The sequence below is a fragment of the Brucella haematophila genome (assembly GCF_005938105.1).
Lineage (GTDB): Bacteria > Pseudomonadota > Alphaproteobacteria > Rhizobiales > Rhizobiaceae > Brucella > Brucella haematophila.
In genome coordinates, this window is the sequence record NZ_VCPE01000001.1 from 63,113 (window position 1) to 89,449 (window position 26,337).

Below are 26,337 nucleotides of genomic sequence, written 5' to 3' on the forward strand. Positions count from 1 at the left end.
GTCATGTCCCTTTGCGGCGCGCAGGCCGCAAGTGCTGCCGACGCGGTTGTCGTTCCGCCTGAAGCGCCGTCTGTCGTGGAGAACCAGCGCTGGGCCTTGCAAATCACGCCCTATGTCTGGGCGGCGGGTCTCAAGGGAGATATTTCGCCCTTCCAGCGTGCACCGACCATTGGCATTGAAAAGTCCTTTTCCGATGTGTTGAGCGATCTCAATTTCAGCGGCTTCGTCAATGTCTGGGGCCGCTACGACCGTTTCGTCATCTCGGGCGACATGATGTATGTCGATACTACGGAAAGCCATGCTTATGGCAATCTGCCGCCACTGCCGATTGCCATTCCTTCGGGCACGGTCGTCAATGGCGATGTGGACAGCAAACAGTTCATGGCCACGCTGCAAGCCGGTTATCGCGTTGTCGATACGCCAAAATTCACGCTCGACGCGCTGGGCGGCATCCGCTTCTGGCACATTTCCAACGATGTGACGGTCAGCGCGCTCGGCCTGTCGCGCAGCTATGGCGAAAGCTTCAACTGGGTCGATCCCGTGGTGGGCACGCGGGCGCTCTTGCGTCTGACGGACAAGCTTTCCTTGCAGGCGCAGGCGGATATTGGCGGCTTTGGCGCGGGTTCTGAATTGACCTGGTCGGTGCTTGGCACGGTCAATTATGTGCTCACCGATCACCTGTCGGTTTCGGCAGGCTATAAGGCGTTGCATGTCGATTACGACCGTGACGGCTATGTGTTTGATTCACGTCTCAACGGTCCTGTTCTGGGCGTGACCTACCGGTTCTAACCAGCAACGCATCGTTCGATTTCCGTGATAGCCAGTTCACGAGAATGAAATAGACGGCATTTTCCTGCCCCGATAGAAAGCGGCATAACGTTTATTGCAGGAATAAAATGCCGATCTATGAGCTGGCTGCCGCTGGCGCAGCAACGTGCTGGGCACTGACGGGCCTCATCTCTGCCTGGCCAGCCGGTCATTTGGGCGCGCTTGCCTTCAATCGCGTGCGGCAAGTGTTTGTCACGAGCCTGCTGGCCATCTATGTCATCGCGACTGGAAAATGGCAGCAACTGAGTGGCGATGTTGTCTTGCCCCTGATGCTTTCCGGTTTCATCGGCATTTTTCTCGGCGATACTCTGCTCTTCATTACGCTCAACAGGCTTGGACCGCGCCGCTCCGGCATTCTCTTCGCCATGAATGCGCCAATGACCGCACTGCTCGGCTGGCTGGTGCTGGGCGAAACCTTGTCGCTGACCGCCGTGCTCGGCATTGTCATTACGGTTTTCGGGGTATCGCTGGCGATTTTCTTCGGCAAGCGCGCAACGCAGCTGCATCCATGGGAAACGATCAAGGGATCGCTATGGGCCGGCATCGGCCTTGGTTTGCTGTCGGCGCTCGGTCAGGCCATCGGCTCGATCATCGCGCGTCCGGTGATGGAAACGGGCATTGACCCGTTTGTCGGCTCCATGCTGCGCGTTGGCACTGCCGCGATATGTCTGTCGATTCTGATGCAGTTGCCCTTTGCCGCCGTGAAACCGCGCAATCCGCTCAACTGGCGGGTTGGCGCGATGACGGCGCTGACCGGTTTTCTGTCGCTCGGCATCGGCATGACCTTGCTGCTTTTCGCCTTGTCGGGCGGCAAAGCGGGCATTGTTTCGACCATATCGGCCACAACGCCTGTCATCATCTTGCCGCTGCTCTGGCTCAGGACGGGCGAGCGCCCCGCCGCAGGCGCATGGCTTGGCGCAGCTTTTGCCGTCGTCGGCATGGCGCTCATCTTTATGCGTTGAGACGTCTTCCGCCTTTTAAGGCCGTTCGGCTTTGCTGCGCGCCATCCAGCGTTCACGGAAAGCGCGGCGACGCGAGCGCCAGCGTGGGCGCGGCAGCGGCTGGGCCGATGTTTTGCTGCGCATCGCTGGTGGCGGTGACAGCAGGCGGATGATGAACAGAATGCAGACACCGATGGTGAACAGCCAGAACATTTCGTCGGTCAGATCGTTGATCATTGTCTCGTTCCAGCGGTTCGTCCGGCACTCAAAAACCTGAATATACGGCGTCGCATCATAGCTTCAGAAAAGAAAGACAGAGCACCGACCCAACGGAATCGGATCGGTGCTCTTCAGTAAAACAGATAGCTTCTGGCGAAACTAAGTCCAAGTCACGTTCGTGTGCATAATTGCAAAGCTGATTACTGTGTCACGACCTTCGGCTTCAGGCGCAGGATAAGCGGCACGAGCACCAGCGCGACGGCGGGGAAAACCAGCCAGTTGATGGTTTCCCAGCCGGATGCATGCAGCAGCGATCCCGCAAAGAACGATGCGCAGGCAACCGTGCCGAACATGATGAAATCATTGGCGCCCTGCGCCTTGCCGCGCTCGGCTGGCGTGTGGCAGTCTGTGACCATCGCTGTAGCGCCGATGAAGCCGAAATTCCAGCCGATGCCAAGCAGGATCAGCGCCACCCAGAAATGACCGACATCGAAGCCGCCAAGTGCAACGGCTGCCGCCCCGGCGATCAGGACGAGGCCGAGTGCTGTGATCTTTTCCTTACCGTAGCGGGCGATCAGCTTGCCGGTGAAAAAGCTTGGTCCGAACATGGCGAGCACATGCCATTGAATGCCAAGCGCTGCGTGATCGACGGAATGACCGTGGCCGACCATGGCGATAGGTGCCGCCGTCATCACGAATGTCATCAGGGCATAGGAGCAGACACCTGCCGCCACCGACAGGATGAAGCGCGGCATTTTCAGAATTTCGATCAGGGGTCTTCCGGTGTCATTGCTGGCATTGGCCGCTTTGACAGCCTTAGGCGCGCGCAGCAGGGACAAGACCGGCAAGGCGATGAGGCCCAGCACTGCCTGGCTGAGGAAACTGCCAGCGAACATGGCGTCGGGAATCGTGTCGCGGGTCCAGATCACGAGCTGCGGCCCGACGATTGCGGCGATGAGCCCGCCAACCATTACATAGGAAATTGCCCTGGCCTTCATGTCACCGCTGGCGGCGTCTGCGGCGGCAAAGCGATAGCTCTGAACATAGGCAGCATAGAGACCTGCTGTCAGCGTGCCAAGGCAGAAGATCAGGAATGATGCGGAGAAGATGCCAGCGGCTGCAACAAGTCCCGCCGCCGCGCCGACAAGCGCGCCAATCATATAGGCATTGCGTCGCCCGAGCTGCCGCATCAAGAACGCGGCGGGCAAAGTGCCGAGTGCCAGTCCCAGATTGAACAGGCTGACGGGCAAGGTAACGAGGGCTGGATCGGACGACAATTTCTGCCCGACAAGGCCGCCGAGCGAGATGACGATAGGCGGGCTGGACGCGCCGAGCGCCTGCGCCATCGTCAGAACAAGAATATTGCGGCGAACGGACGAATTGTCGGTCATTTTTTCCCTCATGCAACAACGCAGGAAATTAGCGTCATAGTTGTCAGCAGAATAGAGGAAAAATATTCCAAATCACCGAAGTTCGGATTTTCCACGCTTTGTCAGTGGAAGTCTTCAAAGCTTCATTGGACAGTCAAGCACGTGTCACGAAGCCCGCTTACCGATACCGCAGAGCTAACTTGGAACGGGGACATTCCATGCATCGGTATTTCGGCACGTCAACCATTCTCGCCAGCCTTCTGGCTTTCACCATTGTTCCGGCGTCGGCGGAGGAAAAAGCATTTCCGGCCACGCTGAAGGCCCATGCGATCCTGCCGGCCAACACGGTCATTGCGGCGCCGGACGATGCGGCAGATCATCTGAAGACCTCCGGCAAGTTCACGACCGCGGACCGCAAGCGTGCGGAAGGCATCGGCACGATTGAAGGCAAGGATGGTGTGCGCAAGACTGGCCTTTCACTGCCATTCGATGGTCAGCCGGTGCAGGGTTTTTCGGGCATCAAGACCATGGAAGACGGTAGCTTCTGGACGCTGTCGGACAATGGTTTCGGCACGAAGTTCAATTCGCCCGACGCCATGCTGATGCTGCACAATGTCAAGTTCGACTGGGACAATGGCAAGGTCGAGCGCGTGAAGACCCTGTTCCTCACCGACCCGGACAAGAAGGCCCCATTCCCGATCGTCATGGAAGGCGCGGAAAAGCGCTACCTGACTGGCGCTGATTTCGACGTGGAATCGATCCAGCCGGTGGCGGATGGCTTCTGGGTGGGCGAGGAATTCGGCCCCTTCCTGCTGAAGTTTGATACTGACGGCAAGCTGACCGACGTGTTCTCAACGCAGGTCGGTGAAACGCAGGTCGTCTCGCCGGATAATCCAAAGCTGGCTTTGCCTGCCAATCCGAGCCTCAAGCTTCCGGTTTACAATATCAAGCGTTCGGGCGGCTTTGAAGGCCTTGCCATGTCGAAGGACGGTTCAAAGCTCTACGGTCTTCTTGAAGGTCCGCTTTTCGTTGATGGCGCGCCGGAAAAGACCGAAAGCGGCAAGACTGGTCTGCGCATCATCGAGTTCAGCGTCGCCGACAAGAAGTGGACGGGCCGTTCGTGGCTCTATCCTCTTGCCGATGGTGGCGAAGCGATTGGCGACTTCAACATGCTGGACGCCAGCACGGGTCTGGTCATCGAGCGTGATAATGGTGCAGGCGTTGCGGAAAAGGCTTGTGCCGATCCGAAAAAGCCGCAGCCGGATTGCTTTGATGTGCCGTCCAAGGTCAAGCGCATCTACAAGATTTCCTTCGATGACAGCAATGTCGGCAAGGAAGTGCGCAAGATCGGCTATATTGATCTGCTGACAATTGCAGACCCGGACAACAAGCGCCGTCAGGGTGGTCACGACGCCATTTACGACATGCCGTTCGTGACGATCGAGAATGTCGACCGTGTGGACGATACCCATATCATCGTCGGCAACGACAATAATCTTCCGTTCTCGGCAGGCCGTTCGCTCGACAAGGTCGACGACAATGAGTTCGTGCTGCTGGAAGTCGGCGATTTCCTGAAAGCCGAATGAGCCAGTTGAACCGTGATTGAAGAAAAGCCGCGAGACAATCTCGCGGCTTTTCTGTCTGTGCACGACAGAAGTACCGACATGGAAGTTTTCTTCGCTCGCAGTTATGGTGCAGCAAAACTTCTATGGAGGAAGCCGTTGAAGATTTTCATTTTCGGCAGTGTGAATGTGGATGTCAGCGCGCGAATGGCGGCGTTGCCGCGTCCAGGGCAGACGGTGAATGCATCGGGCTACGGGATCGGTCTCGGTGGCAAGGGCGCCAATCAGGCTGTGGCTGTCGCCAAGCTTGGCGGCGATGTGCGCTTCGTCGGCGCTGTCGGCAATGACGCCTTTGGAGATCTTGCCGTCAAGCAGATGCAGGAATTCGGCCTCAACACTAACGGTGTGCGCGTGACCCGCGGTGTCGAGACGGGCATGGCGATCATTCAGGTCGACGAGGCGGGCCAGAACACGATTGCCGTTTGCGCGGGGGCGAATGCGCATTGGTCGGCAGCCGATATCGACGCTCATGCCGCCGACATTGCCAAAGCGAAAATCACGTTGTTGCAGCGCGAAGTGCCGCATGAGGCCAATCTGGCGGTTGCGAAAGCCGTGCGTGCTTCAGGCGGTCAGGTGCTGTTTGACCCGGCTCCGGTTGGCGATGCCAGCCGCATGGCGGACCTGATTGCGCTTTGCGACATCATCTCGCCAAACGAGACGGAAGCAGCCGAAATCACCGGCATTGAGCCGACCGATCTGGCCTCGGCAGAAGCGGCAGCCCGCAACCTTCTGGAACGCGGCCCCAAGACCGTCATCCTCAAGCTTGGCAGCCGTGGAGCACTGCTGGTGACCGCAGGTGAGGTCAGGCATTTCGAGCCGTTCAAGGTCAAGGTCGTGGATACGGTCGCGGCAGGTGACAGTTTCAATGGCGGTTTCGCAGTCGCCTATGCGGACGGAAAATCGCTGCATGATTGCGTGCGTTTTGCGTCCGCCTCGGGGGCGATTGCCGTCACACGGGCAGGTGCTGGCGCGGCTGCGCCGACCGCGCGCGAAGTGGAAGCACTGATCGCCAGCGCCTGAATTTCAGTTGCAAACAAAAAGCCGCGCTGGCAGGACCAGCGCGGCCTTTTTTGTTTTGACCAGGGATCAGAGCGTCGCCAGACGTTCCGTCAGAAGCGCGAAAAAACCATCCGCATCGACATCCTTGATGAAGAATGCGTTCTTCGGGCGGTCAGTTACTTCCCACCAGTCGACGACAGTTTCGCCAATCGTCAGTTCCGAATTGATCTCGATTTCTACATTGCAGTGACGACCGGAATAAAGCTCCGGCTTTAGGAGATAGGCGATGACGTTCGGATCATGCAGCGGGCCGCCATCGGTGCCGTATTTCGCTTCGTCATAGCGCTCGAAGAATTCGAGCCATGCCGCGACCACTTCGCCGACATGGGTGCCGAGACCGCGAATGGCGGCGATGCGCTTCTCGGTGGTCAGCACCTTGTGGGTGACATCAAGTGGCAGCATGGTGATCTGGATGCCGGATTTGAACACAACCGCTGCGGCATGTGGGTCGACATAGATGTTGAATTCAGCCGAAGGCGTGATGTTGCCGCCTTCGAAATAGCCGCCGCCCATCAGTACGATTTCCTTGACGCGTTCGGCGATCTTCGGTTCGCGGATCAGTGCGGAGGCGATGTTGGTGAGCGGTCCAAGCGGGCAAAGCGTGACGGTGCCCGGTTCTTCCTTCATCAGCGTTTCGATGATGAAATCAACGCCGTGCTGCGCTTGCAGCGGCATGGTCGGCTTGGGCAGGTCATAGCCGTCGAGGCCGGTTTTGCCATGCACGTTTTCGGCGGTCACCAACGGGCGCACCAGCGGGCGGATGGAGCCTGCAAACACCTTGGTGTCCGGCTTCTTTGCCACTTCGCAGATGGTGCGCGTGTTGATTTCCGTGCGCGCCAGCGGGCCGTTGCCGGCAACGGCGGTAATGCCGAGAATGTCCAGTTCCGGGCTTGCCAAGGCCAGCAGAATGGCGACTGCATCGTCCTGACCGGGATCGGTATCGATAATAATTTTACGGGCCATGATAGGTTTCCTAATAGGGGATTTAAAGAGCGTTGCGCGCCGCATCGACCGTCTGGTCGACAAGCGCTTCGAAAGAGATTTTCGCCGGGCGGCGCATATAGGTGACGATGTCGTCGGCCAGCAGCGGCTTGGACCAACGCTCTGCGATGATACGAGGGCCGTGCTGGATGGCGATCATGCTCAGGATTTGCGCTGCGTTGCAGTCGACGTCATGACCAATGCCGCACACGATTTCGAGCGTGCGGTCGAAATCGCCTTCGCCGAACCACAATGCGATGACCTGCGCCGCCGCATTCGGATAGACGTGGATCCAGTTATATTCGGCATATTCCACATCGCATTTCGCCCATGCATCCTGCCAGTTGGCGGCCGAATGGCAGGCATCGAGCGCGAAGGCCAGAACCGCGCCATATTCCGTTTCGGTTGAGAACAGCTTTATCGTCGAGACGAGCAGTTCACGCGTGTCTTTGACGGCAAAAGCGCGGGCCGCCATGACGGCGTTGAAAACCTCACCCAGAATGCCGTTACCAGCATGGGAAATCTCCGCGTCCATCCATGCAAGCCGTGCGGCTTCGCGGGCGCGACCGGGTACGACCATACCGCAAATGGTGCCGCGCATCTGCGCGCCGATCCATTCATCAAACGGATTGTCGGATGTGCCAGTTTCCGGCGGCGTCAGGCCACGGCGCATATTGGAAAGCGCAATGGCTTCCGCCGACCAGCCAAGCGGGATCAGTGAAGTCCAGCGTTCGGCAATATCGCGGCTGGTGACGGCGGAACCCTTGTCGCCAAAGGCTTCCAGAAAGGCGATTTCAAAGGTGATGTCGTCATTATAGGTGTTCGGCTCACGCACGTAATCGCGGATTGGGCCGAAAACCTCCATGATGTTTTCAGCCGTGTAGCCTTCCAGCGCCGTTCCCGCCGCTGCGCCCACAAGCTGCGCCATCCACGCGGCTGCGGTGCGGTCGCGAAAATCGTCAGACTGCACAGCATAGAGCACATCTTCCGGCCATTGAACGGCAGCGTCGAACTGCTCCCACGCGGTGTATCGCACCGTCTTCTGCGAGATATGGTTCGGGTCAGGCTGTGCCGCCCGCATCAGCACGCGCAGGCGCATATCGATGCGGTAAAGTGTTTCGAAGTCGCCGCGCTCTAGCGCTGTCAGCCCATCGCGCAGAAGTTCTGCATAGGGCTCCAGCACATAACCCTTGTTTTCGAGCGATTGCAGCGCGCCTGCCATCAGGCATTCAGGCGCAGCCGAACCAGGCACATTGCTTTTCCAGAACATGGCCATGAGATCGTCTTGCGCCTTCATGACGGCGCTCGCATCCCATGTCTGTTCTTCCGCCGTACGCACCACGGGTTTGGTGTCGCGCAGCAGGTCGCGGGTCAGTTCCCAAGCCTTCATGTTCTTCTCATTTTCATGCATTTCAGAAGTTCTTCAATTGCCGTGCACGCCGCTGCTTGCGGGCGGCGTGGATCGTCAGCACGACCACCGGAACGAGATAGGGGATCATCTGCATCAATTCGAATGGCAGTCCGAGACTTTGCAGCGTGATAGCGAGCGATTCCGCGGCAGCCAGCACAAGGCTTGCGGCAAGCGTGCCCCAGGCAGTTCCCTGTCCCATCACTTCGGCTGCAATCGCGATAAAGCCGCGACCGGCGGTCATGTTCTGGGCAAACCAGGTGACATAGCCAAGCGAGAGATAGGCACCCGCCGCACCGCCGAAAATGCCGGAAAGCACCAGCGCCTGCATCTGCACACGGCCGACATGAATGCCCGCCGCCCGTGCCGATTTTGGATCGACGCCGGTGGCGCGCAGATGCAGGCCGAAGCGGGTGCGCATCATCAACAGGCTGACCGCCGGGACGGCCAGAAGGGCTGCAAAGGTCAGCACATGGATATTGCCGATGAAAGGCACCGGCAGGCTAGGCAATGCGCCGCTTTTCAGCGCGCCCGACATGCCTTGGTCGCCAGTGGCAAGATAAAGGCCGAGCGTGGTTGCTGCCGCCGCCGCAATGTTGAGCGCAATGCCGGTCATGATGAGGTCGGTGCCAAGACGGTTGACCGAAACCGACATGATCCAGCCGAGAAGCGCGCCTGCAATCAGCGCGGCCAAAAGGCCGATGGCCGGACTTCCTGTTGCCGCACTGGCCAGAACGGCGATGAGCGCCGCCACAAGCATCATGCCTTCCATGCCGATATTGAGAACACCGGCGCGGTCGGAAATCATCACGCCGAGCGCCGCCAGCAGAAGCGGCGTCGAAACGCGCAGGATCGTGCCAATGAAGGACGGATCGAGAATTTGGGCGAGAACGGTGCTCATGCGTGTTCTCCAATCTGCCGTTCCTGGGCCTGTTCGTCTTTGCGGTTACGCAAGTTGCGGATCACGCGCAGCACGGTCGGGTGATTATGGATGACGCTTGCGGTCGAACCCACCATGATGGCCGCCGTTACCAGCCCCACCACTTCGGTCGGGATATTCATGTTGCGGGCGAGAAGGTCGCCGCCGACCTGAACGAAACCGAGGAACAAGGCCGCGGGGACCAGAAGGAACGGATTTTCGCGCGCCAGAATGGCGACGACGAGACCAGTCCAGCCATAACCCGGCAGATCAAGCCACGAAAAGCGCGCATGAAGGCCGAGCACTTCCAGCGCACCTGCCATGCCCGCGACCAGACCGCCAACGATCTGCGCCCGCATGATGATGCCCTTGAGCGGGAGGCCGAGATGATTGGCGAAGCCGGGGCTGGAGCCTGCGATGCGGATATTGAGACCGGAGCGCGTCCAGTAAAGCCAGATACCGCCTGCGATACAGGCGAGAATGGCAATGATCGAGCCGCTGTTAAGGCGTGTGCCCGCCAGCAGCCGATCAAGCTTTGCCTCGGGCGGAATTTTCAACGACATCATGCCGCCCGCAGCCGGGTCGCGGATGACGTAATTGAGCACGAACAAGCCGAGAAACAGAAAGGCGTAGTTCAGCACCAGCGACGTCACCATTTCCGATGCGCCGAAGCGCAGGCGCAGTGCCGCCGGAATGGTGCAGGCAAAGCTGCCCGCAACCGCGCCGCACAGAATGGCGACTGGCAGCGAGAACCAGCCGAGCGACGGGATCAGCACAGCGCCGGTAACCGCGCCGAGCGCGCCCAGAAAGAAGCCGCTTTCTGCACCGAGATTGAACAGGCCGGAGCGGAACATGATGGTGATGGCAAGGCCGGTCAGCATGATCGGCGTTGCCGCTTCCACCATATTGCCCATGTGGCGGATACTGCCGAAGGGGCCGAGGAAGAACGTCTTCAGGATCGCCACCGGGTCGTCCTGCATCAGCGCCAGCGGCACCAGCAGCACGGCCATGATGACGGCGATCACCAGCACGGTCAGGAAGAAGGGAACGAGGGAAGCCAGAATTTTATGCATCAGGCAGCCACCTTGGTTCCGAGCATATAGGGGCCGAGCGTCGCAGGTGTGATGTCGGGCCCGTTTTCCAGATGGGCGACAATGCGCCCGTTGAAGAGCACGACAACCCGGTCGCTGAGGCGCAGCAATTCGTCGAGATCGGCGCTGACCAGCAATACCGCACAGCCACCTTGCGCCACTTCATCGATCCGGCGATGCAGGAAAGCTGCCGCCGAAACGTCGATGCCGCGTGTTGGCTGATCGGCGATGAGAAATTTCGGATTGGTTGCCAGTTCTCGTGCGGCAATCAGCTTTTGCGCATTACCGCCGGAAAGCGAGTCGAGCCGCTCCGTAATCGCGCCTGCCCGCACCGAATAGCGCTTGATCATGCCCTGCACGCGCGTCTTGATCGCGTTCCAGCGCAGGAAAGGGCCTCTATCCGTTTCGGGATTGTGGTCGGTTCCGGCGATTGCATTTTCCGCCAGCGACAGGCCAGGCGCGCCGCCTTGCGAAAAGCGGTCGGCGGGAAGATAGGCAAGGCCCTTTTTACGCCAGCTCGCCGTATCGGCGCGCAGCATATTCGCGTCGTTGAGGCTGATGGTGCCGGTCGCAGCTTCTGCCAGACCGGACAGAACGGAAACAAGGCCGCGCTGGCCGCTGCCGTCCACACCTGCAACACCGACGATTTCGCCTGCGCCAATGGTGAGGTTGATATCGTTGATGCGGTCGGCAGGATCAGGCGCTTTGGTCGTCACGCCATTCATGGCGAGGACCGTTCTGGTCGGGCCGGTCTTGTGGGCGCGTTTTGGAATGTCGACCGCATGGCCCATGACCATCTGCATGATGGCGTCGTCCGGCACATCGGCAAGCTTTTCCGTGCCGGTAACGGCACCGGCGCGCAGTACGGTGACGCTTTCCGCCAGCTCGCGCACTTCGTTCAGCTTGTGCGAAATGAAAAGAATGGTGATGCCGTCGTCGCGCAGGCTTTTCAGCCGTCGCATCAGTTCCTCAATCTCGGGCGGAGAGAGAACGGCAGTCGGTTCGTCGAGGATCAGCAATCGGGTGCGGCGCGCCAGCGCCTTCAAAATTTCGACCTTTTGCTGTGCAGCCACGGACAGCGCGCCCGTGATCGCATCCGGGTCGGCATGCAGATCATATTGCTGCATCAGGTCATCGACCATTGTGCGCGCGGCAACACGGTCGATCAGCCCGGCCTTCACCGGCTCATGACCGAGAATGATGTTTTCCGTCACGGTCAGCGTCGGCACCAGCGAGAAATGCTGATGCACCATGCCGATGCCTTGTGCCGCGGCATCTTCCGGCGACCAGGACGCAATATGCTGGCCATCGATGACGATTTCTCCCGCTGTGGCATTCTCGATGCCGAACAGGATTTTCATGAGCGTCGATTTGCCAGCGCCGTTCTCGCCGCAAATGGCGTGGATTGATCCGGCGCGGATCGAAAACGACACGTCGCTGAGCGCGACGGTGCCGTTCGGATAGACCTTGCTCACATCGTGGAAGGCGACGATTGCATCGCCGCCTTCATGTTTTTCAGCTGGATTTGACACGATCAGGGACGAACCTTGTTGCGCATCGCATTGAGATCTTCGGTGCTGAGGCCAAAACCGGTCGGAACCGTGATCTTGCCTTCGGAAATCTCGTCGGAAGCCTTCTTGATGGCATCCTTGGTTTCCTGGCTGGCCATGGTGGCCATGTTGCCGTCCGTCACGATGCCGACCGCACCTTCCTTCAGGCCGAGCGCTTCCGCCTTGCCGAAGGGCAGGTCGCCTGCCTTGAAGCGGTCATAGGCCTGCAAAAGGCTGACATCGACATTCTTGAGAACGGAGCTGACAACCTGCTTGGCGATGGCCGGGTCGCTGTCCTTGAAGATAGCTTCCTGATCGGAATCGACGCCGAGAACATATTTACCGGTTTCCTTGGCAGCCGAAAGCTGGCCGAGGCCGGTCTGCGACGCGACCACAAAGCCGAGCGCCACATTGGAGCGATATTGTGCGAGGCCAAGTTCCTTGCCCTTGGCGGCATCCATGAAGGAACCGGCATAGGAAATGGCGATCTTCACATCCGGCGTGACCGACTGCGCACCGGCGATATAACCGGCGAGGAAGTCGTTGATGACCGGGATGTCCATGCCGCCGAGGAAGCCCAGATTCTTGCCCGTATCGCCGAGCTTGCCGTCTTTCAGCAGCGAGGCTGCCAGCATGCCGCCGAGATAGGAGCCTTCATTCTGCTTGTACTGGATGGAATAGACGTTGTCATAGCCGCCTTCCTCGTAAGGAACGCTGGCATCGTAGAGAACGTATTTCTTGTCCGGATACTGCTTTGCAACCGAGCCGACGGTTTCCGACATCTGGTAGGTGCCGCCGATGATCAGGTCCCAGTCCTGTTCGGAAGCGTCGAGGAAGACAGGCTCCCACTTGGTCGGATCGTCGCCGATTTCGAGAATCTTGGTCTCGACATCGTCGCCATATTTGTCCTTGATCATCTTCATGCCCTTGGCGGCGGAATCGAAGAACGATTTGTCGCCAAGCGCGCCATTGATGATGAGCAGGATCTTGTCCTTGGCTTCCGCCGCCGTGGCGAAGGTGCCCATTGCCGTCGTGGCGGCAAGAGCAAAGGCAAGATGAATTATTCCCCGTCTGGTGGATTTGAGCACAACGCAACTCCAGTTTCTATGTTCGATGAGATGGTTTTTCCTTGCTCTGGCAAATTGCCACCCCGCAGAACCCCCATGCATGGTGCGATCAAACGATGACGGCTTGCGGGAGTCAATCTCCTTCGATTTGCGTCACTGTGGACAATAGGTTCCTGAAACGAAATGCATGGCTTCTGGAAAGCAATCGGGTCCTGTAAGTTGCCGCCTGTGTTTTAGTGACGGAGTGGTCGTGAAGAAAATCGTTGGACTGGCAATTCTTGCTCTGCTCGCGGCCTTTCCGGCCCGTGCTGAGGACCGGGCAGAAGACGACTGGAAAGCCATTGAAGAGGTCAAGCCTTACGCCATTACAGGGCAGACCGGCATTGATCTCTATCGATCCATCGGCCAGCGCGGACCGAAGATCGGGATCGGACGGGTGATCGCCCATACGACCTATGTGCTGACCTGGGATCGCAAGTTCGATCACAGCAACAATGCCTGCACGATCCTGTCTGCAAAACCGAAGCTGAAAATCACCTATACGCTGCCGAAACCGTCGGAAAAGCTGCCGTCGCCGGTGCGCGAAAATTGGGATGTTTTCATTGAAGGCATCCGCAAGCATGAGCTGGTACATGGCGACAGCGCCAAGGACATGACGCGCGAAATCGTGCGCCGCACGGTCGGGCTTTCTGTGCCCAACGATCCGAAATGTCAGAAAATTCGCAAGGTGCTGATCAAGGAAATCACCGATCTGGTTGCCGTACAGCGTGCACAGGGCCGCGATTTCGACCGTGTCGAGATGGGCAATGGCGGCAATGTGCAGCAGCTTGTGCTCGCGCTGGTGAACGGCGGCTAATCAGAGATCCATGACGTCACGCCGGTCCTCGGCGATCAGCTTGCGTATCTGTTGCACGATCTGGTCACCATGGGCCTTGCCCAGCCGATCGGCGGTTTCGACGTCCTGCTCCTCAATGGCGCGGATCATGTCTTCATGTTCCGTCACATATTGTTCCGGCAGCTGGTCCGAGAAGGACGAATAATAAAGGCGCAGCAGGCGGCGACCTTCATCGAGAAGGCGCGCGAAAAAACTCGTATAGAACGGGTTGCGCCCGGCTTCGGCAATCGCCGCGTGAAAATCGCGATTGGTCGAGATCATGTCCAGCGCATTCTGGGCGCGCACGGCCTTGGCAAAATCTTCCTGATGGGCGCGAATGATCTTGAGGTCGGCTTTGGTGCGGTGACGCGCAGCAAGCCGCGTCGTGACGCGATACATCAGGGTGATCGCGTCGAAAAAGGCCGGCAGGCTTAGAAAGTCGATATTCGAAACCACTGTTGAGCGGTTGGGCAGTGTCGTCACAAAGCCGTCGCTGGCAAGCCTGACCAGCGCTTCGCGGATTGGCGTGCGGGACATGGCAAAGCGTTCCGCCAGCTGGTTCTCGTCAATGGGGCTGCCGGGCGCGAGCGAAAGATCGATGATTTCATCGCGCAGCACATCATAGACCATCTTGACGCCAGAGCCCTTCTTGCGGTCGGCAGACTGGCCCTCAGACCGGTTTGCCGATTGGCTGGATGGTGCTTTGCTCATGGCGTGTCCTTTTATTGAAAGGGGCAGGGCGGGAAGAGCCGGGAGGCATGCTTTCGCGCGCTGTCCTTTGTGATGGTGATTAGATCGTAGTTGCAATTAAAATTTTAGTCGACAAGAAAAATACATTGTGTATATTTGTTTTCATACAAGGCTTGCTGAAGCCGGTTGTAGACTCTGGTTGATTGAAAAACGCGTTGAAGAGATTCAAGGACAGGACCATGACTTCTGATATTTTTTCCGGCTGCATCCCCGCACTCATGACGCCATGCAAGCCAGACCGCTCGCCGGATTTCGATGCGCTGGTGCGCAAGGGCAAGGAACTGATCGCCGCTGGCATGTCTGCCGTCGTCTATTGCGGCTCGATGGGTGACTGGCCGCTTCTCACCGACGAACAGCGCATGGCTGGCGTTGAAGCGCTTGCAAAGGCTGGCGTGCCTGTGGTCGTCGGCACCGGCGCCGTCAATACCGCCTCGGCTGCCGCTCATGCCGCCCATGCCCAGAAAGTTGGCGCAAAGGGCCTGATGGTTATCCCGCGCGTTCTGTCGCGCGGCTCGTCGATCTCCGCCCAGAAGGCGCATTTCAAGGCCATTCTGGCGGCTGCGCCCGATCTTCCGGCTGTGATCTACAACAGCCCTTATTATGGCTTTGCAACCCGCGCCGATCTTTTCTTCGCGCTGCGCGCCGAGCATCCGAACCTGATCGGTTTCAAGGAATTCGGCGGTGCGGAAGCCATGCGCTATGCCGCTGAAAACATCACCAGCGCCGATGACGATGTGACCCTGATGGTCGGCGTCGACACTGGCGTGTTCCACGGCTTCGTCAATTGCGGCGCAAAGGGTGCAATCACCGGCATCGGCAATGTGCTGCCGAAGGAAGTTCAGCATCTGGTTTCGCTGTCGAAGGCCGCTGCTGCTGGCGATGTCGAAGCTCGCGTTGCCGCGCTTGAACTGGAAGCCGCGCTCGGCGTGCTGTCATCCTTCGATGAAGGCCCGGACCTCGTTCTGTTCTACAAGCATATGATGGTTGTGACCGGCAACCCGGAATACGAACTGCATTTCAATGAGACGGACAAGCTTTCCGATGCCCAGCGTGGTTATTGCGAAGCACAGCTGAAGCTGTTCCAGACCTGGTATGCAGCTTGGATCAAGCAGGGCGGCGTGGTCGCGAAATACGCAGCTTGAATTTTATAACATTCTGAAATGAAAAACCCCGCCTATCGGCGGGGTTTTTGTTTGGGTGAAATTCGAAATTACGCGATAGCGTCGAGGCCTTTCTGGCGCAGCATTTCGAGGTGATCCATTTCCGACTGGGTGAGCGAAATGCCCTTTGACAGCGATTCACGGCGGGCCGCGAAACGGCGCTGCGACGGAAGACGGGCGCCCTGACCGGCAATGGCTTCAAGCAGAATTTCGCCGTGCTGGATTGGATTGAGGCGTCCGCCAGCCATGCGCGTCGGGTCGAATGCGAGGACCAGCTCGCCATGGCGCGGCGCAATCGTCGTGGTGCCGAGATAGGCGAGAGCCTCCGGGCTGCTGAAGTCGCCGATCATGGAACCAGCCAAAAGCTCGATCATGGTCGAAATGGCAGAACCCTTGTGCTGGCCGAAAGGCAGCATCGCGCCTGCAAGGGCGGCTTCCGGATCGGTGGTCGGCTTGCCGTCGGCATCGACAGCCCAGCCTTCCGGCAATTGCTTGCCAGCGCGGCGGTAAAGCTCCAATTCGCCGCGCGCTGCGACGCTGGTTGCAAAATCGAACACATAGGGGTTTTCACCCGGGCGCGGCCAGCCGAAGGCAAACGGATTGGTGCCGAGAAGCGGCTTGGTGCCGCCAGCAGGCGCAACGGTGGCATAGCTTGGACACATGGCCATGGCGGCGAGGCCTTCATCGGCCAGCGCTTCCACTTCAGGCCAAAGGGCAGCGAAATGGGTGCAATCATTGATGACGAGAGCAGCCAGACCGAGCTTGCGCGCCCGTTCGATCAGCGCGGGTTTGCCGGTTTCGAAAGCGAGATTGGCAAAGCCGCCATGGGCTTCGACACGCACGACTGCGCTGTCATCCACGGTCAGCACCGGCACGGCGTCAGTAACTACCTTGCCGCTTTTGACGGTGCGCAGGCAGCCTTCGATACGGTAAATGCCATGCGATTTGCAGCCATCGCGCTCTGCCGCCACGATGGTGCGCGCGATCGCACTTGCATGGGCGTCGCTGAATTTGGCGTTGCGGAGGGTGTCCTTCACGAGTTCGAACAGTTCATCGACCGTAATCAGGATGGCGTCGCTCATCGTGATGTCCTTTCATGCAGCAAAACCAGCAAAAATCGTTCTCCTGTGCATAAGGGCTGCATACACAGAAGTCATCCGAAATTGTGGTTCTGCGTCTCATGAAAGAGAACGACATTATGCATGCAAGGCATCACCTGTCCGAAGACAGATTTTGCCTTGCCAGCTTAACAAGATCATTTGCGACCGACTTCAAGATAGGTAATGCCGAACACGACAACAGGCATGGCGGCAATCATTCCAAACGCAATCCAATGGAGCCACTGCATAGGGTGGTCCTCCGTTGTTGTGATGATGGGTAAAGTGGGCGGTAAAGGCCTCCGCCTCACATTAACCAGAGTGTGACTGCCGCAGCGATCACGAATGCGGCGGCAAAACTGCTTTCCAGTCTGTAGTACCAGAGCATGACAGCCTCCGTTATGGTTAACGAATGCTTAATAAACGCGGCTCTGGCGATTTGGTTCAATCCGGACTGTAACAAAATTGAGAGCGGCCTCGTGATCACGAAGCCGCTCTGTTATGCGGTTACCAGTGGACGCGGAAGCCGACATTGCCTTTCAGCGCGTAGCTGTTGCCGAAATTGTTCAGGCTGGTGTTGATCAGCCCTTCGCCGAAGACGGAATAGCGTTCACCGTCGAAACTATAGGTGCCGCCGACGCCCAGCCCACCCCACAGACGGTCCTGACGACTTGCCAGACTGACACCTGCCAGATCGGCGCGGGTTCCGTCGCGGAACTCGTAATAGAGATTGGCGATGCCATAGAGATTGGCGCGGTCGGTTGTCCCCTTGGCGTTTTGCCAGGACGATGTGTAATCGAGATTAACACCGAGACGGCCTTGCAGGCTTTCGCCGCGATCAAACCGGACGGCACTGCCGAAACCGTCGATGAAGCTATCCGCATCCACTGACGAATAGACCAGTTGCCCTTGCGGTGTGACGGACCAGCGGTCGTTGATAGAAAGCTGCTGGCCGCTTTCCAGAGAAACCGCATAGCCAAAAGCCCGGCTTCCGGTGGCAAGTGCGGCTGCACCTTCGGCGGATGTCGTCAGATCGCTGTCGTACCAGGTGGCCTGTGTCAGTGCATCGGCATAGAAACCGTTTTCGCCATACCAGGTCAGCGTTCCGCCGAGGCCGTAACCGTCGGTCGAAATGTCGCCGGATACGAAGTCGCGCGACGATGTTCTGGTCTTGCCATGCATATACTGGCCAAAGACGCCCCCGATCAGGCTGCCCTGTTCATTCTCCAGAAATGCGCCATCGATGCCGGCCTGCATCTTGAAGATGTTCTGGCGGGTTTGTGTGCCGGTTGTCGTTTGGTTGGGCTCAAGGCGATTATGTGCACCTTCGATGCGGCCCCAGACACCATTACCCATTGAAGCTGCTTTGTCAGGTGATGCCGTCTGTCCCGCCCATACACGATTGCCGGTGCGCTGGCGCAGCGAGGAGACTTCGTTCATGCCAAGCAGATGCTGTGAATAGGCCTCATAGACCGGCGCGCCAGCTTGCAGTTTGGCTTCCGGCGTTGGTTCTGGGTCTGTATTGGGATTTTCCGGATTTGGATTTGGGGTGGGGGTTGGCTCTGGCTCTGGTTCCGGCTTGGGGTCGTCTGGGGTTTTCTTGGAGATCAGATACCAGTCATTGGTGTCCTGACCCTGGGCGTTACCTTTATAAAGGCCGTATTCATACGCGCCGATCACGATGACTGGCTTGCCACCTGTGCGATACTGCGCATCCAGTATGAAGTCGCCGTCAGAACTGCCACCGACTGTTATGACCTCAATGCCGGACGTGGTCGCGTCACCTGTTCCACCGCGATTGTTGACGTGAAGGAGAGTGGTGCCCGACGTATCGCCATCGATAATGATCTTGTTGGTTTTCGATGTATCATCGCCGAGAACCGCATTGATCGTCAGCATGCCATTGTTACCGGTATAATCGCCGGTGATGTGGAGCAGCGTGTCGGTCGATGTGCCGAAGTTGACATTGCCTGCATTGGTAAGGGAGGCCAGCGTCTGGTCCGTGTCATTGAGGTCCAGCGCCGCGCCCGACGAGACCGCAAATGCCGATGTCGTGCTGAACACATTGGCTGCACCTGCCTTCAGTGTTCCAGCATCGATATTGGTGTCGCCACTATAGGTATTGGTGCCCGATAGAGTGGTTGTGCCCGTGCCGATCTGAGATAAGCCGCCGGTGCCGGAAATGTCGGCAGCGACGATGAACGCATCGCTGCGATTGAATGCCAGTTCTCCATGATTGATGATGTTCTGGCTATCCAGACTGCCCGTTGCGCCACCCGCGCCAAGCTGAAGACGGGCACCCACTGCGATAGTGGTATCGCCGCTATAGCTGTTGGCGCCCGACAATGCGAGGCTGCCAGTGCTCACCGTAATGCCGCCCGTACCGTTGATACTACCAGCGAAAGTCGTGCTCGCATTTGTGAAATTGAGCATCTTGGTGCCAAGTTGCACAATACCTGTACCGGTCAGTGTTTGGATCGACGTGGAAGCTGCCGTTATGGCGCTGACGTCAAACACGCCATCCACATTAATCAGGCTGGATGAGTTCAGGCTTGCCGCTGAACGGAGCTCCATTGTGCCTGACTGGATGTCGGTTGTGCCCGTATAGCTATGAGTGGGCACGGCCGTCCATACTAGACCGTCGCCGGTTTTTACGATGCCGCCCGTTCCGGAAACGCCGCCGGAAATTACCAATACGTTGTTCGCGTAAACCGTATCGATGGTCAGTATTTTGTCGTTAAGAGCTGCTGTGCCGCTGTTGGCGATGGTTACTTGGCTGCCATTAGGGTTATCGACAATAAATGTTACATTGTTCGCCAGCTGGAATTTTCTGGGCCCGGACGCACCTGTTCCGTCGCTCGAATATTGAAAGCCTACGCCGTTGACGCCGTGAATAATCAAGCTGCCCGCCGAAATCGTGCCTCCGATACCGTTGTTGTTCAGGGCGGAGCCGTCGAGAACGGAAATCATGCCAACGTCGTAGGTTTGCCCTGAATTGATAGTTATGCTTTGCGTGCCAGGTCGAATGATGACGGTGTCAGTAGCTGTTGGCAGAGTACCGCTACTCCAGTTGGATACTGTTCCCCAGAGACCACCCGTTGCAAGACCTATATAATCGATGTCTGCAGCGTTTGCTGTATGGGTTAGTCCGAGCAGTGCTGTGCTCGCGAAAAGAAGGGCTGTCAGCCTGTCCAATTGGTAACTGCGCATCAAATTATCCTGCTTATTTCAAGGGCAACCAAATCGGTTTTCTAGAGGTCGCGCCTCCGGCAATGGAGTGCCGATATTTTATGTGTGTTCTGATTGGGTTGTTCTCAAAAGACATGCGTTGCTTACCGGCGCATCGCTTTATAGTAGCCCTAGTGACAGGGCTTCGCTTCTGGTGCATTCAGTAAGGTGTTGTTTTGTAGTGATTATCCTGTTTGCGTAAGGCAAACGGATGTTTGGCAGGCTGGGGGCACAGTCGCTCTCTTTATGTAATTAGAATCGCATATTTATATAAATTATATTTGAAATATTGAAAGTAATTTTCATGAAAACCAGATTAAATAAGTAAAATGAAATTTAACTACTTCTAATACTTTGTTGTAAAATAGAAGCGCCGCAGTGCTCGCATGGGGATTCCGACCATGGAACTCGCTCTCGATCTGGTCTGAATGCGCTAACCTGCTCTTCGTCGTAATATCAAATACGCCGACCTATTCATCGCGATTAACACCAGGGACAATGGGCTATAAATATCCATCATTTGTTCACATAAAGCGGAACCGATAGCGTGAGAAACGCCGACGTACCTTCAACGCGGTTTTCCGTATGAAACTCGCGCAGAAGTTTCACACGTGCCTGTACTGGTGTCTTGTCCAGTTCAAAATTGTAGCTGGCAGTTACACCCAGCGCCGCTACACGTCCGCGATAGCCCCCGAGTATAGCGCCGCTGCCGCCATCATCGCTGATCTGTTGGTAATAGTAACCGATGGCGCCGAGTGAAAACTGTTTCGAGAGATATTGCGAGATCGCACCCTCAACATGGAACTCGGTTCCAGTGCGGTAGTCTGTTTCAGGGTTCTCTCCATTGAAGGTGAAGCCCACAACGCCCGATATGTCGAGACCACGCGTTGGATCAAACCAAGTTCCCGCGGCGGAAAGATCTGCGCCCCAACGATGGAAAGCAATGTTGGCGAGCGAGTTCTCCTGATAGTCCCCAATGGGAACATTAACCATTCCATTGAGGGTCCAATGGAAGTCACCACTGCTCCAACCGATGGTCGTGGTAACGACTGGATCACCGATTTTTGTGACGCTGTTGTCGATGTCGCCTGAATAGGGACCATACACCAGATCGGCGTCGACATTCTGATAACCGAAAGGCGTGGTCAGACCGAAGGCCAGTCGCCCGCCCATCACTTCATAGGGTGTGGACCATATGAATGTCGGCAGGTCGATCACAGCATTGGCATCGACACCAAAGCCGACGACACCGCCTAGCGGTAGTGGTGCAGAGGCACCGGCGCTTGCGCGATAGAAGTAGGTGTCGTTCTGTAGATAGAGGCCCGGCGCGGGCAGGATTGCGGCGAGAGGGCCTTTCGATCCGAGCAGGTAAAAGCCGAGGCCGTTTTCTGCGGCTTGCGCACTGAAACACAACAAGACCGCTGGGACAGACCAGAGGAGAGGCTTTATGCTTCCGATGAGTGATTTCATGAGCCTGCTCTGATCCAAATGTTCAGTGATGATTGTCGTTGGGCGGCAATCAGCGGAGGTTATAACCTTCGACGGTGACTATCGGGTTCTGTCCTTCGATCTGCGTCTTCGCGACTTCCGCCGTGATCTCGCGGGTCTCGCCGGGGTAGACTGTGACGTAGTTGTCGTCATAGGTGATCGGCAAGATTTCGCCGGACGAGCTGTCCTTCTGCAGTTGCGCCCGTACAAAGAAAGCGACATGGTCGGTGGGATTGGTCAGTGCAATCTTGAAGCGACGCAGGTCGCCTTGCGGATCGACTTCACTAAGCGCGGTTTTCAGTTCCACCTTCGGCATCGTATTAAGCGGGGTGAAATCAGCCCATTGCTTCTGCTTCAGGATCATGGCGTCCATCATGTTGTTCGGATCCATGTCTTCGGGGATATCGTCCTTGGCTGACTGCCAATAAGTGTTCTCTGCGAGCACGTCATTCTTACCATTGCGGATCTGCAATCGAACGAAATAGACTGTGCCCATGTCTTCATAACGGGGCAGGGTCATAGCGACAGCGGACGTGCCGGATTCTGCGTCTTTGACGGTCACGTTCTTTTCGTGTTGGAGCTTGCCGTCGATGTCATATAGGCGCGCTGAGACGATCAAGTTCTTCTGATCTTCCGGTGTCTGGTTGACGAGGTAGATGTTGGCTTTGGAGCGATCGCCCGTTGCATAGCCGTCGAAAACCGCGCTCAGTGGCCGTAAAGCCTTCTTGGCACCAAAATACCCACCACCTTGTTTCATGTAATAGTCGAACAGATGGCCGAAGAACGACGGCCAGTGGCTATTGAGCATCCAGAAGATCGTCATCTTGTGGGTGTCCCAACCAAGCGCGCCATAGGCTTCATTCTGAGCGCGAACGTTTTCATAGGCAATGAGCTGCGCTTTACGCGTGAAATCTTCGACGCTATTAGGTATTCCGTATCGTCTGCGAATGGAGCGCTGAGCGCTTTTCAACATATTGTTGCCGGGTGCAGAACCTGCGCGCATGTACCAGAAGTCATTAATCGGCCAGAGCTTATCCTCGGGCAGGAATTTCTTCAGGCTATCCAGCGGCAGAACAGTCTCGTCATTGCCAGCTTCGGCAACGGAACCCATCGCACCAACTATATCGCCCTTGAACCAGAAAGCAGGCGAGCGCCAGGAATAGGGCGCCGCCATATGTACACCGCTCCAGTCTTGGTTGCGTGCTGAAACAGTATCAACGACGGTGTTCTGCCAGTGCAGTTCGTTCAAAATGCTATGGTATTTTCCCAGAATATCCGCAGGTGGAAGACCGTCACTGCCATTTGCCCAAATAAATGCCGATGCGTGCGAACGAAAATCAATGATCATATCCCGGACGGTGGCATAGGCTACTGCGCGGTCTTCCTCGTCCCAATGGCTCCACAGTTCCCATGACCCGCAGCACATGAGGCCGCGCATGACGGGAATACCTTCCTTGTCGGCCAGTTCGAGCATGTCATCATCGGCAAATTTGCCTTCCCAGCGCAGCATGTTGACGCCGAGGTCTTTTGCATATCGGATGATGTCACGATCCCGCTGCGGATTGTTGTCGAACAACAGGTCGGGTGTGTAGGCTGCGCCGCGGATCAGATAATCGCGACCGTTGACCTTGATGTAGAAACTACCGGGATTCTTGAACTTGGGGAATAGCTTGCTGTTGTCGGTGTGCTGGGTGATCTTGCGTATACCGAAATCGGTCGTTGCGGTATCGGAAACCTTGTCACCGATGCTAAACGTGAGCTTCAAATTGTAAAGGTTCGGCTTGCCCCAGATATAGGGCCACCAGACATCAGGCTTGTTGATTGTCAGTGCCTTTACTTGCTCAGGAGTGAAGCTTTCTTCCCGGGTTTCGTTTCCTTTGAGGGTAACGGTCTTTTCAAGGTGAATGCTTGGTTTGCCTTCGCGGGTAATCTCACCGCTCAGCACGCCCGTGATGGGTTTGGAAGAGCGATTGACCAGATTGGTATAGACGTCGAGCTTTGCTGTTTGGAGATTGGGTACTTCCAAGTCGGCTTTAACATAGGGCGCGCGTAACGCGACGTCGCCGCCATAGGTGAGATAGACCTTACGCCAGATGCCCGCACCCTTATCTGGAACAAAGGAGGTCTTGGTTGTGGGATCACCTAAGTATTTCAGGTTGATCCAATCCATCCAGGTATCGGTGAGGTCAACGCCTTCATGCTTGCCAGATCCGGGCGTGTCACCCAAAGTCAGGCTGGGAGTGCGTTGCTCCGGCGTTATCCTGACCGCCAGCAGATTATCTGCGCCCGGATGGACATATTGAGTGACGTCGAATTCGTACTTACGGCTCATGCCGACAACCGCGTCAGGTCCGGCAATCTTCTGGCCATTCAGCCATATGTCACCGCGATAATTGAGCCCGTTGAAGATCAGCGTGTAACGGTCATGCCCCGCAGGAACATTGAGTTTTGTCTGATACCACCACTGGTGCTTCCAGAGCGTATTATCCACTTTGGCAAGATTGTCGCCATAGTAGATATCCTTATAGACACCAGCTTTGCTAAGCGTGTTGAGAACGGTGGAGGGCATGTTCTGGATTGCGTAGCCCTTGTCACCAAGGGCTGCATTGGGCACGTCGATCTGAGCGGCTTTGGCCTCATCATCACGGATCAAGCGCCATCCCTGCCGGAATTCAATCTTACCGCTTGTGTCCTCGGCGCGAGCCTCGAAAGTCAGAGAAGAAGCAAGGATTGCTCCGACAACCAGAAAAAACCACCCACGAGTCATGCGCTTCCCCAAAACTGTGCACGTCAGAACGTCAACACCGGTGCCCGCAAATTGACCTTGAGGTCTGTGCTGAATTTGGCTGGCACCGGCATGTTGGATGAAAACTCAACAATATTCTTTCAAAGAAAGCCGATCTGGAATGCGCTCAAACAATACTGTTTGTTTTGCTGCATTTTCCGAAATATTCGAGGCTGCGCTTCGGCCATCTTTTCTGTGTTTTAGGATCCATCTTTATCAGGCCGAAGTTCTTTGCAAATCCTTCGTTCCATTCCCAGTTGTCCGTGGAAGACCAGTAGACCAACCCTTTCAGGTTGACGCCCTTTTGCATCGCCTTATAGGCTTCCTCAATATAGCCTTTGATGAACTCAATCCTGGTTAAGTCTTCGACAACGCCGTTGACGACGAGATTAGGTTCGTCGACAGGGAAGCCAAACTCGGTGACGTAAATGTCTGGAGCGCCATAACCATTGTGGACGCGCAGCAGTGTTTCCGAAAAGCCATCTGGCTCGTAGGGAAGGTATTTCGTACGTTTGAGATTTTCCGGAGGCGTGTCCTGCACGAAGCCGAGTGGCGTGTGCGGCTCGGCTTTGACATAAAAGCGTGAGTAGTAATTTACACCAAGGAAATCCGGCTTGGCGGCAATTATTTCCATGTCTCCCGGTCGGACAACTGGGGCCACCAGCGCACGCACCTCTTGCGGATATTCCTGGCCAAACAGCGGATCGAGATAGGCCGTGTTCCAGTAGGCATCCATAGTCCGGATGATCTTTTCGTCCTCGGGGAAGTTGGACTTGGAACGGACAGTCTGGAGATTAAGGGTGGTGCCGACTTTGGCGTCTTTCGGCAGATTGGCTCGGGCAGTGGAGATGATTAGGCCTTGCGCCACATTTTGATGGTGGATTGCGTCGCCCATCGCTCTCAAGGAGATGTAACCCGGTGCAAAACGTCCCGATCCGTAACCGAAGGTGGAAACAGTACCGGGTTCGTTCATGGCGATCCAAAGCTTGATACGGTCACCAAACTTGCGCGTTATAATCTCCGCATAATCTGTCGCATATTGTATGATGTCACGCGTGCGAAAATTACCGGCCCAAACGGGGTTCTCAAAGTGCAGGATAGTGGCCATGGGGTCGAGCCCAAGCTGCAGCATTTCATCGATCATGCGATCATAGAGATCGAGTGCGGCAACACTTGGCGCGCCCGGTCCTTCGGGTTGGATGCGCGACCAGTAGAAAGAAAAGCGGAAGGTATTCAATCCGGCTTTTGACAACATGGCGAGCTCTTCGCCATAGCGTGTTTCGAATTGTGTGTTCGTCTCGTTGGTCGAACCGTCGTGAATCCTTCCGGATATATCCGCGAAAACGTCCCAGTTGCTGCGCCCGCGTCCGGCCCGGCTCTCGGCTTGTGCAGCGGCTGAGGCCGCGCCCCACCTGAAGCCAGCAGGAAACACTTTTTCCTGCGCGAAGGCCATTTCCGGGGCAAGAGCAATGGCTGCCGAAGCTCCTGCCACCTTTAAAAACGAACGCCGTGAGAAGCTAAACCGGCTTGACTGGTCGTGGTCCATTCGCGAAATCCTGCGTTTGAAAGGATTGGATGTTGGTTTTCAAGCAGTGAGAATTCCACTTCGGAAATGCACGAGCTTTTCCGATTATCGGGAGATCTGTACTTGGAGAAACTCAGTCTTCTTCATGCCTGTAGGCGTTTACACGTTTCATAATGAAACACGTCTAGTTATTACCCTCGACTACGAGCTATATGTAAAAATCAGAGAGTGACAATACGATTATGTCCCATCTTTGGGATGATATTATCTCCTGCTAATAGATACCCAAAGATATTAGATTTTATTTGGAAATAGAAAAATACCGGTTTATATTTATAGAGAAATATAAAATATTGGATTTCTGTTATGGATGTT

At 56.6% G+C, this 26,337-nt stretch carries 20 protein-coding genes; 6 read left to right on the forward strand and 14 right to left on the reverse strand.

Annotated features, from left to right (window positions below; genetic code table 11):
* The first annotated feature begins 3 nt into the window (after nt 1-3).
* Both FGI60_RS00280 and FGI60_RS00285 read left to right on the forward strand, forming a co-directional pair.
* Complete coding sequence (locus FGI60_RS00280; protein WP_374843504.1) at nt 4-789, forward strand: porin family protein; 786 nt, start codon at nt 4-6, stop codon at nt 787-789.
* Nucleotides 790-896: 107 nt separating this feature from the next.
* Nucleotides 897-1,790, forward strand: a complete 894-nt coding sequence (locus tag FGI60_RS00285) for a DMT family transporter (RefSeq protein ID WP_138783431.1) — start codon at nt 897-899, stop codon at nt 1,788-1,790.
* A 15-nt stretch (nt 1,791-1,805) separates the two neighbouring features.
* Here the strand turns inward: FGI60_RS00285 and FGI60_RS00290 are convergent, their stop codons facing one another.
* Both FGI60_RS00290 and FGI60_RS00295 read right to left on the reverse strand, forming a co-directional pair.
* Entirely contained in the window at nt 1,806-2,006 is a 201-nt protein-coding gene (locus FGI60_RS00290) for a hypothetical protein (protein WP_138783432.1), read from the reverse strand.
* A 182-nt stretch (nt 2,007-2,188) separates the two neighbouring features.
* A complete protein-coding gene (locus tag FGI60_RS00295; protein WP_138783433.1) occupies nt 2,189-3,379 on the reverse strand; it encodes an MFS transporter in 1,191 nt (396 codons plus the stop codon).
* A 197-nt stretch (nt 3,380-3,576) separates the two neighbouring features.
* Here FGI60_RS00295 and FGI60_RS00300 point away from each other — a divergent pair, with 197 nt between their 5' ends.
* Nucleotides 3,577-4,944 (forward strand): esterase-like activity of phytase family protein, encoded by a 1,368-nt coding sequence (locus tag FGI60_RS00300; RefSeq protein WP_171058658.1) that lies wholly within the window; start codon nt 3,577-3,579, stop codon nt 4,942-4,944.
* Nucleotides 4,945-5,022: 78 nt separating this feature from the next.
* The gene (gene rbsK / locus FGI60_RS00305) at nt 5,023-6,000 is read left to right on the forward strand and encodes a ribokinase (RefSeq protein ID WP_138783434.1); all 978 of its coding nucleotides are present in this window, start codon (nt 5,023-5,025) and stop codon (nt 5,998-6,000) included.
* Nucleotides 6,001-6,066: 66 nt separating this feature from the next.
* On the opposite strand, the gene FGI60_RS00310 is transcribed toward rbsK, so the two are convergent.
* From FGI60_RS00310 to FGI60_RS00335, 6 genes are read right to left on the reverse strand one after another with little or no spacing between them, the layout of a single operon-like run.
* Entirely contained in the window at nt 6,067-7,002 is a 936-nt protein-coding gene (locus FGI60_RS00310; RefSeq protein ID WP_138783435.1) for a nucleoside hydrolase, read from the reverse strand.
* Between the two features lie 22 nt (nt 7,003-7,024).
* Complete coding sequence (locus FGI60_RS00315; RefSeq protein ID WP_235889702.1) at nt 7,025-8,410, reverse strand: ADP-ribosylglycohydrolase family protein; 1,386 nt, start codon at nt 8,408-8,410, stop codon at nt 7,025-7,027.
* 22 nt (nt 8,411-8,432) lie between these two features.
* Complete coding sequence (locus tag FGI60_RS00320) at nt 8,433-9,329, reverse strand: ABC transporter permease (RefSeq protein ID WP_138783437.1); 897 nt, start codon at nt 9,327-9,329, stop codon at nt 8,433-8,435.
* Nucleotides 9,326-10,420, reverse strand: a complete 1,095-nt coding sequence (locus FGI60_RS00325; protein WP_138783438.1) for an ABC transporter permease — start codon at nt 10,418-10,420, stop codon at nt 9,326-9,328. Before FGI60_RS00325 ends, FGI60_RS00320 begins: the two co-directional genes overlap by 4 nt.
* Entirely contained in the window at nt 10,420-11,970 is a 1,551-nt protein-coding gene (locus tag FGI60_RS00330; protein WP_138783439.1) for an ABC transporter ATP-binding protein, read from the reverse strand. The genes FGI60_RS00325 and FGI60_RS00330 overlap by 1 nt, the downstream gene beginning before the upstream one ends.
* Nucleotides 11,971-11,972: 2 nt before the next feature.
* Nucleotides 11,973-13,076, reverse strand: a complete 1,104-nt coding sequence (locus FGI60_RS00335) for a BMP family ABC transporter substrate-binding protein (protein ID WP_078339006.1) — start codon at nt 13,074-13,076, stop codon at nt 11,973-11,975.
* A 247-nt stretch (nt 13,077-13,323) separates the two neighbouring features.
* On the opposite strand from FGI60_RS00335, the gene FGI60_RS00340 reads away from it, so the two are divergent.
* The gene (locus FGI60_RS00340) at nt 13,324-13,911 is read left to right on the forward strand and encodes a DUF922 domain-containing Zn-dependent protease (RefSeq protein ID WP_374843506.1); all 588 of its coding nucleotides are present in this window, start codon (nt 13,324-13,326) and stop codon (nt 13,909-13,911) included.
* Here FGI60_RS00340 and FGI60_RS00345 read toward each other — a convergent pair whose 3' ends face one another.
* Complete coding sequence (locus FGI60_RS00345) at nt 13,912-14,640, reverse strand: GntR family transcriptional regulator (RefSeq protein ID WP_138783441.1); 729 nt, start codon at nt 14,638-14,640, stop codon at nt 13,912-13,914.
* A gap of 218 nt (nt 14,641-14,858) precedes the next feature.
* On the opposite strand from FGI60_RS00345, the gene FGI60_RS00350 reads away from it, so the two are divergent.
* The gene (locus tag FGI60_RS00350) at nt 14,859-15,821 is read left to right on the forward strand and encodes a dihydrodipicolinate synthase family protein (protein WP_138783442.1); all 963 of its coding nucleotides are present in this window, start codon (nt 14,859-14,861) and stop codon (nt 15,819-15,821) included.
* Between the two features lie 68 nt (nt 15,822-15,889).
* On the opposite strand, the gene FGI60_RS00355 is transcribed toward FGI60_RS00350, so the two are convergent.
* The 5 genes from FGI60_RS00355 to FGI60_RS00375 form a co-directional block, all read right to left on the reverse strand.
* Nucleotides 15,890-16,921: an Ldh family oxidoreductase gene (locus FGI60_RS00355; RefSeq protein ID WP_138783443.1), complete on the reverse strand. Its 1,032-nt coding sequence runs from the start codon at nt 16,919-16,921 to the stop codon at nt 15,890-15,892.
* 522 nt (nt 16,922-17,443) lie between these two features.
* Nucleotides 17,444-20,146 carry an autotransporter family protein gene (locus tag FGI60_RS00360; protein WP_138783444.1) on the reverse strand — a complete coding sequence of 901 codons (2,703 nt, stop codon included), beginning with the start codon at nt 20,144-20,146 and terminating at the stop codon, nt 17,444-17,446.
* Between the two features lie 534 nt (nt 20,147-20,680).
* Nucleotides 20,681-21,634: a SphA family protein gene (locus FGI60_RS00365; protein WP_138783445.1), complete on the reverse strand. Its 954-nt coding sequence runs from the start codon at nt 21,632-21,634 to the stop codon at nt 20,681-20,683.
* A 49-nt stretch (nt 21,635-21,683) separates the two neighbouring features.
* Complete coding sequence (locus FGI60_RS00370; RefSeq protein ID WP_138783446.1) at nt 21,684-24,419, reverse strand: glycoside hydrolase family 2 protein; 2,736 nt, start codon at nt 24,417-24,419, stop codon at nt 21,684-21,686.
* Between the two features lie 145 nt (nt 24,420-24,564).
* Nucleotides 24,565-25,983: a glycoside hydrolase family 1 protein gene (locus FGI60_RS00375; RefSeq protein WP_138783447.1), complete on the reverse strand. Its 1,419-nt coding sequence runs from the start codon at nt 25,981-25,983 to the stop codon at nt 24,565-24,567.
* Between the last annotated feature and the right edge of the window lie 354 nt (nt 25,984-26,337).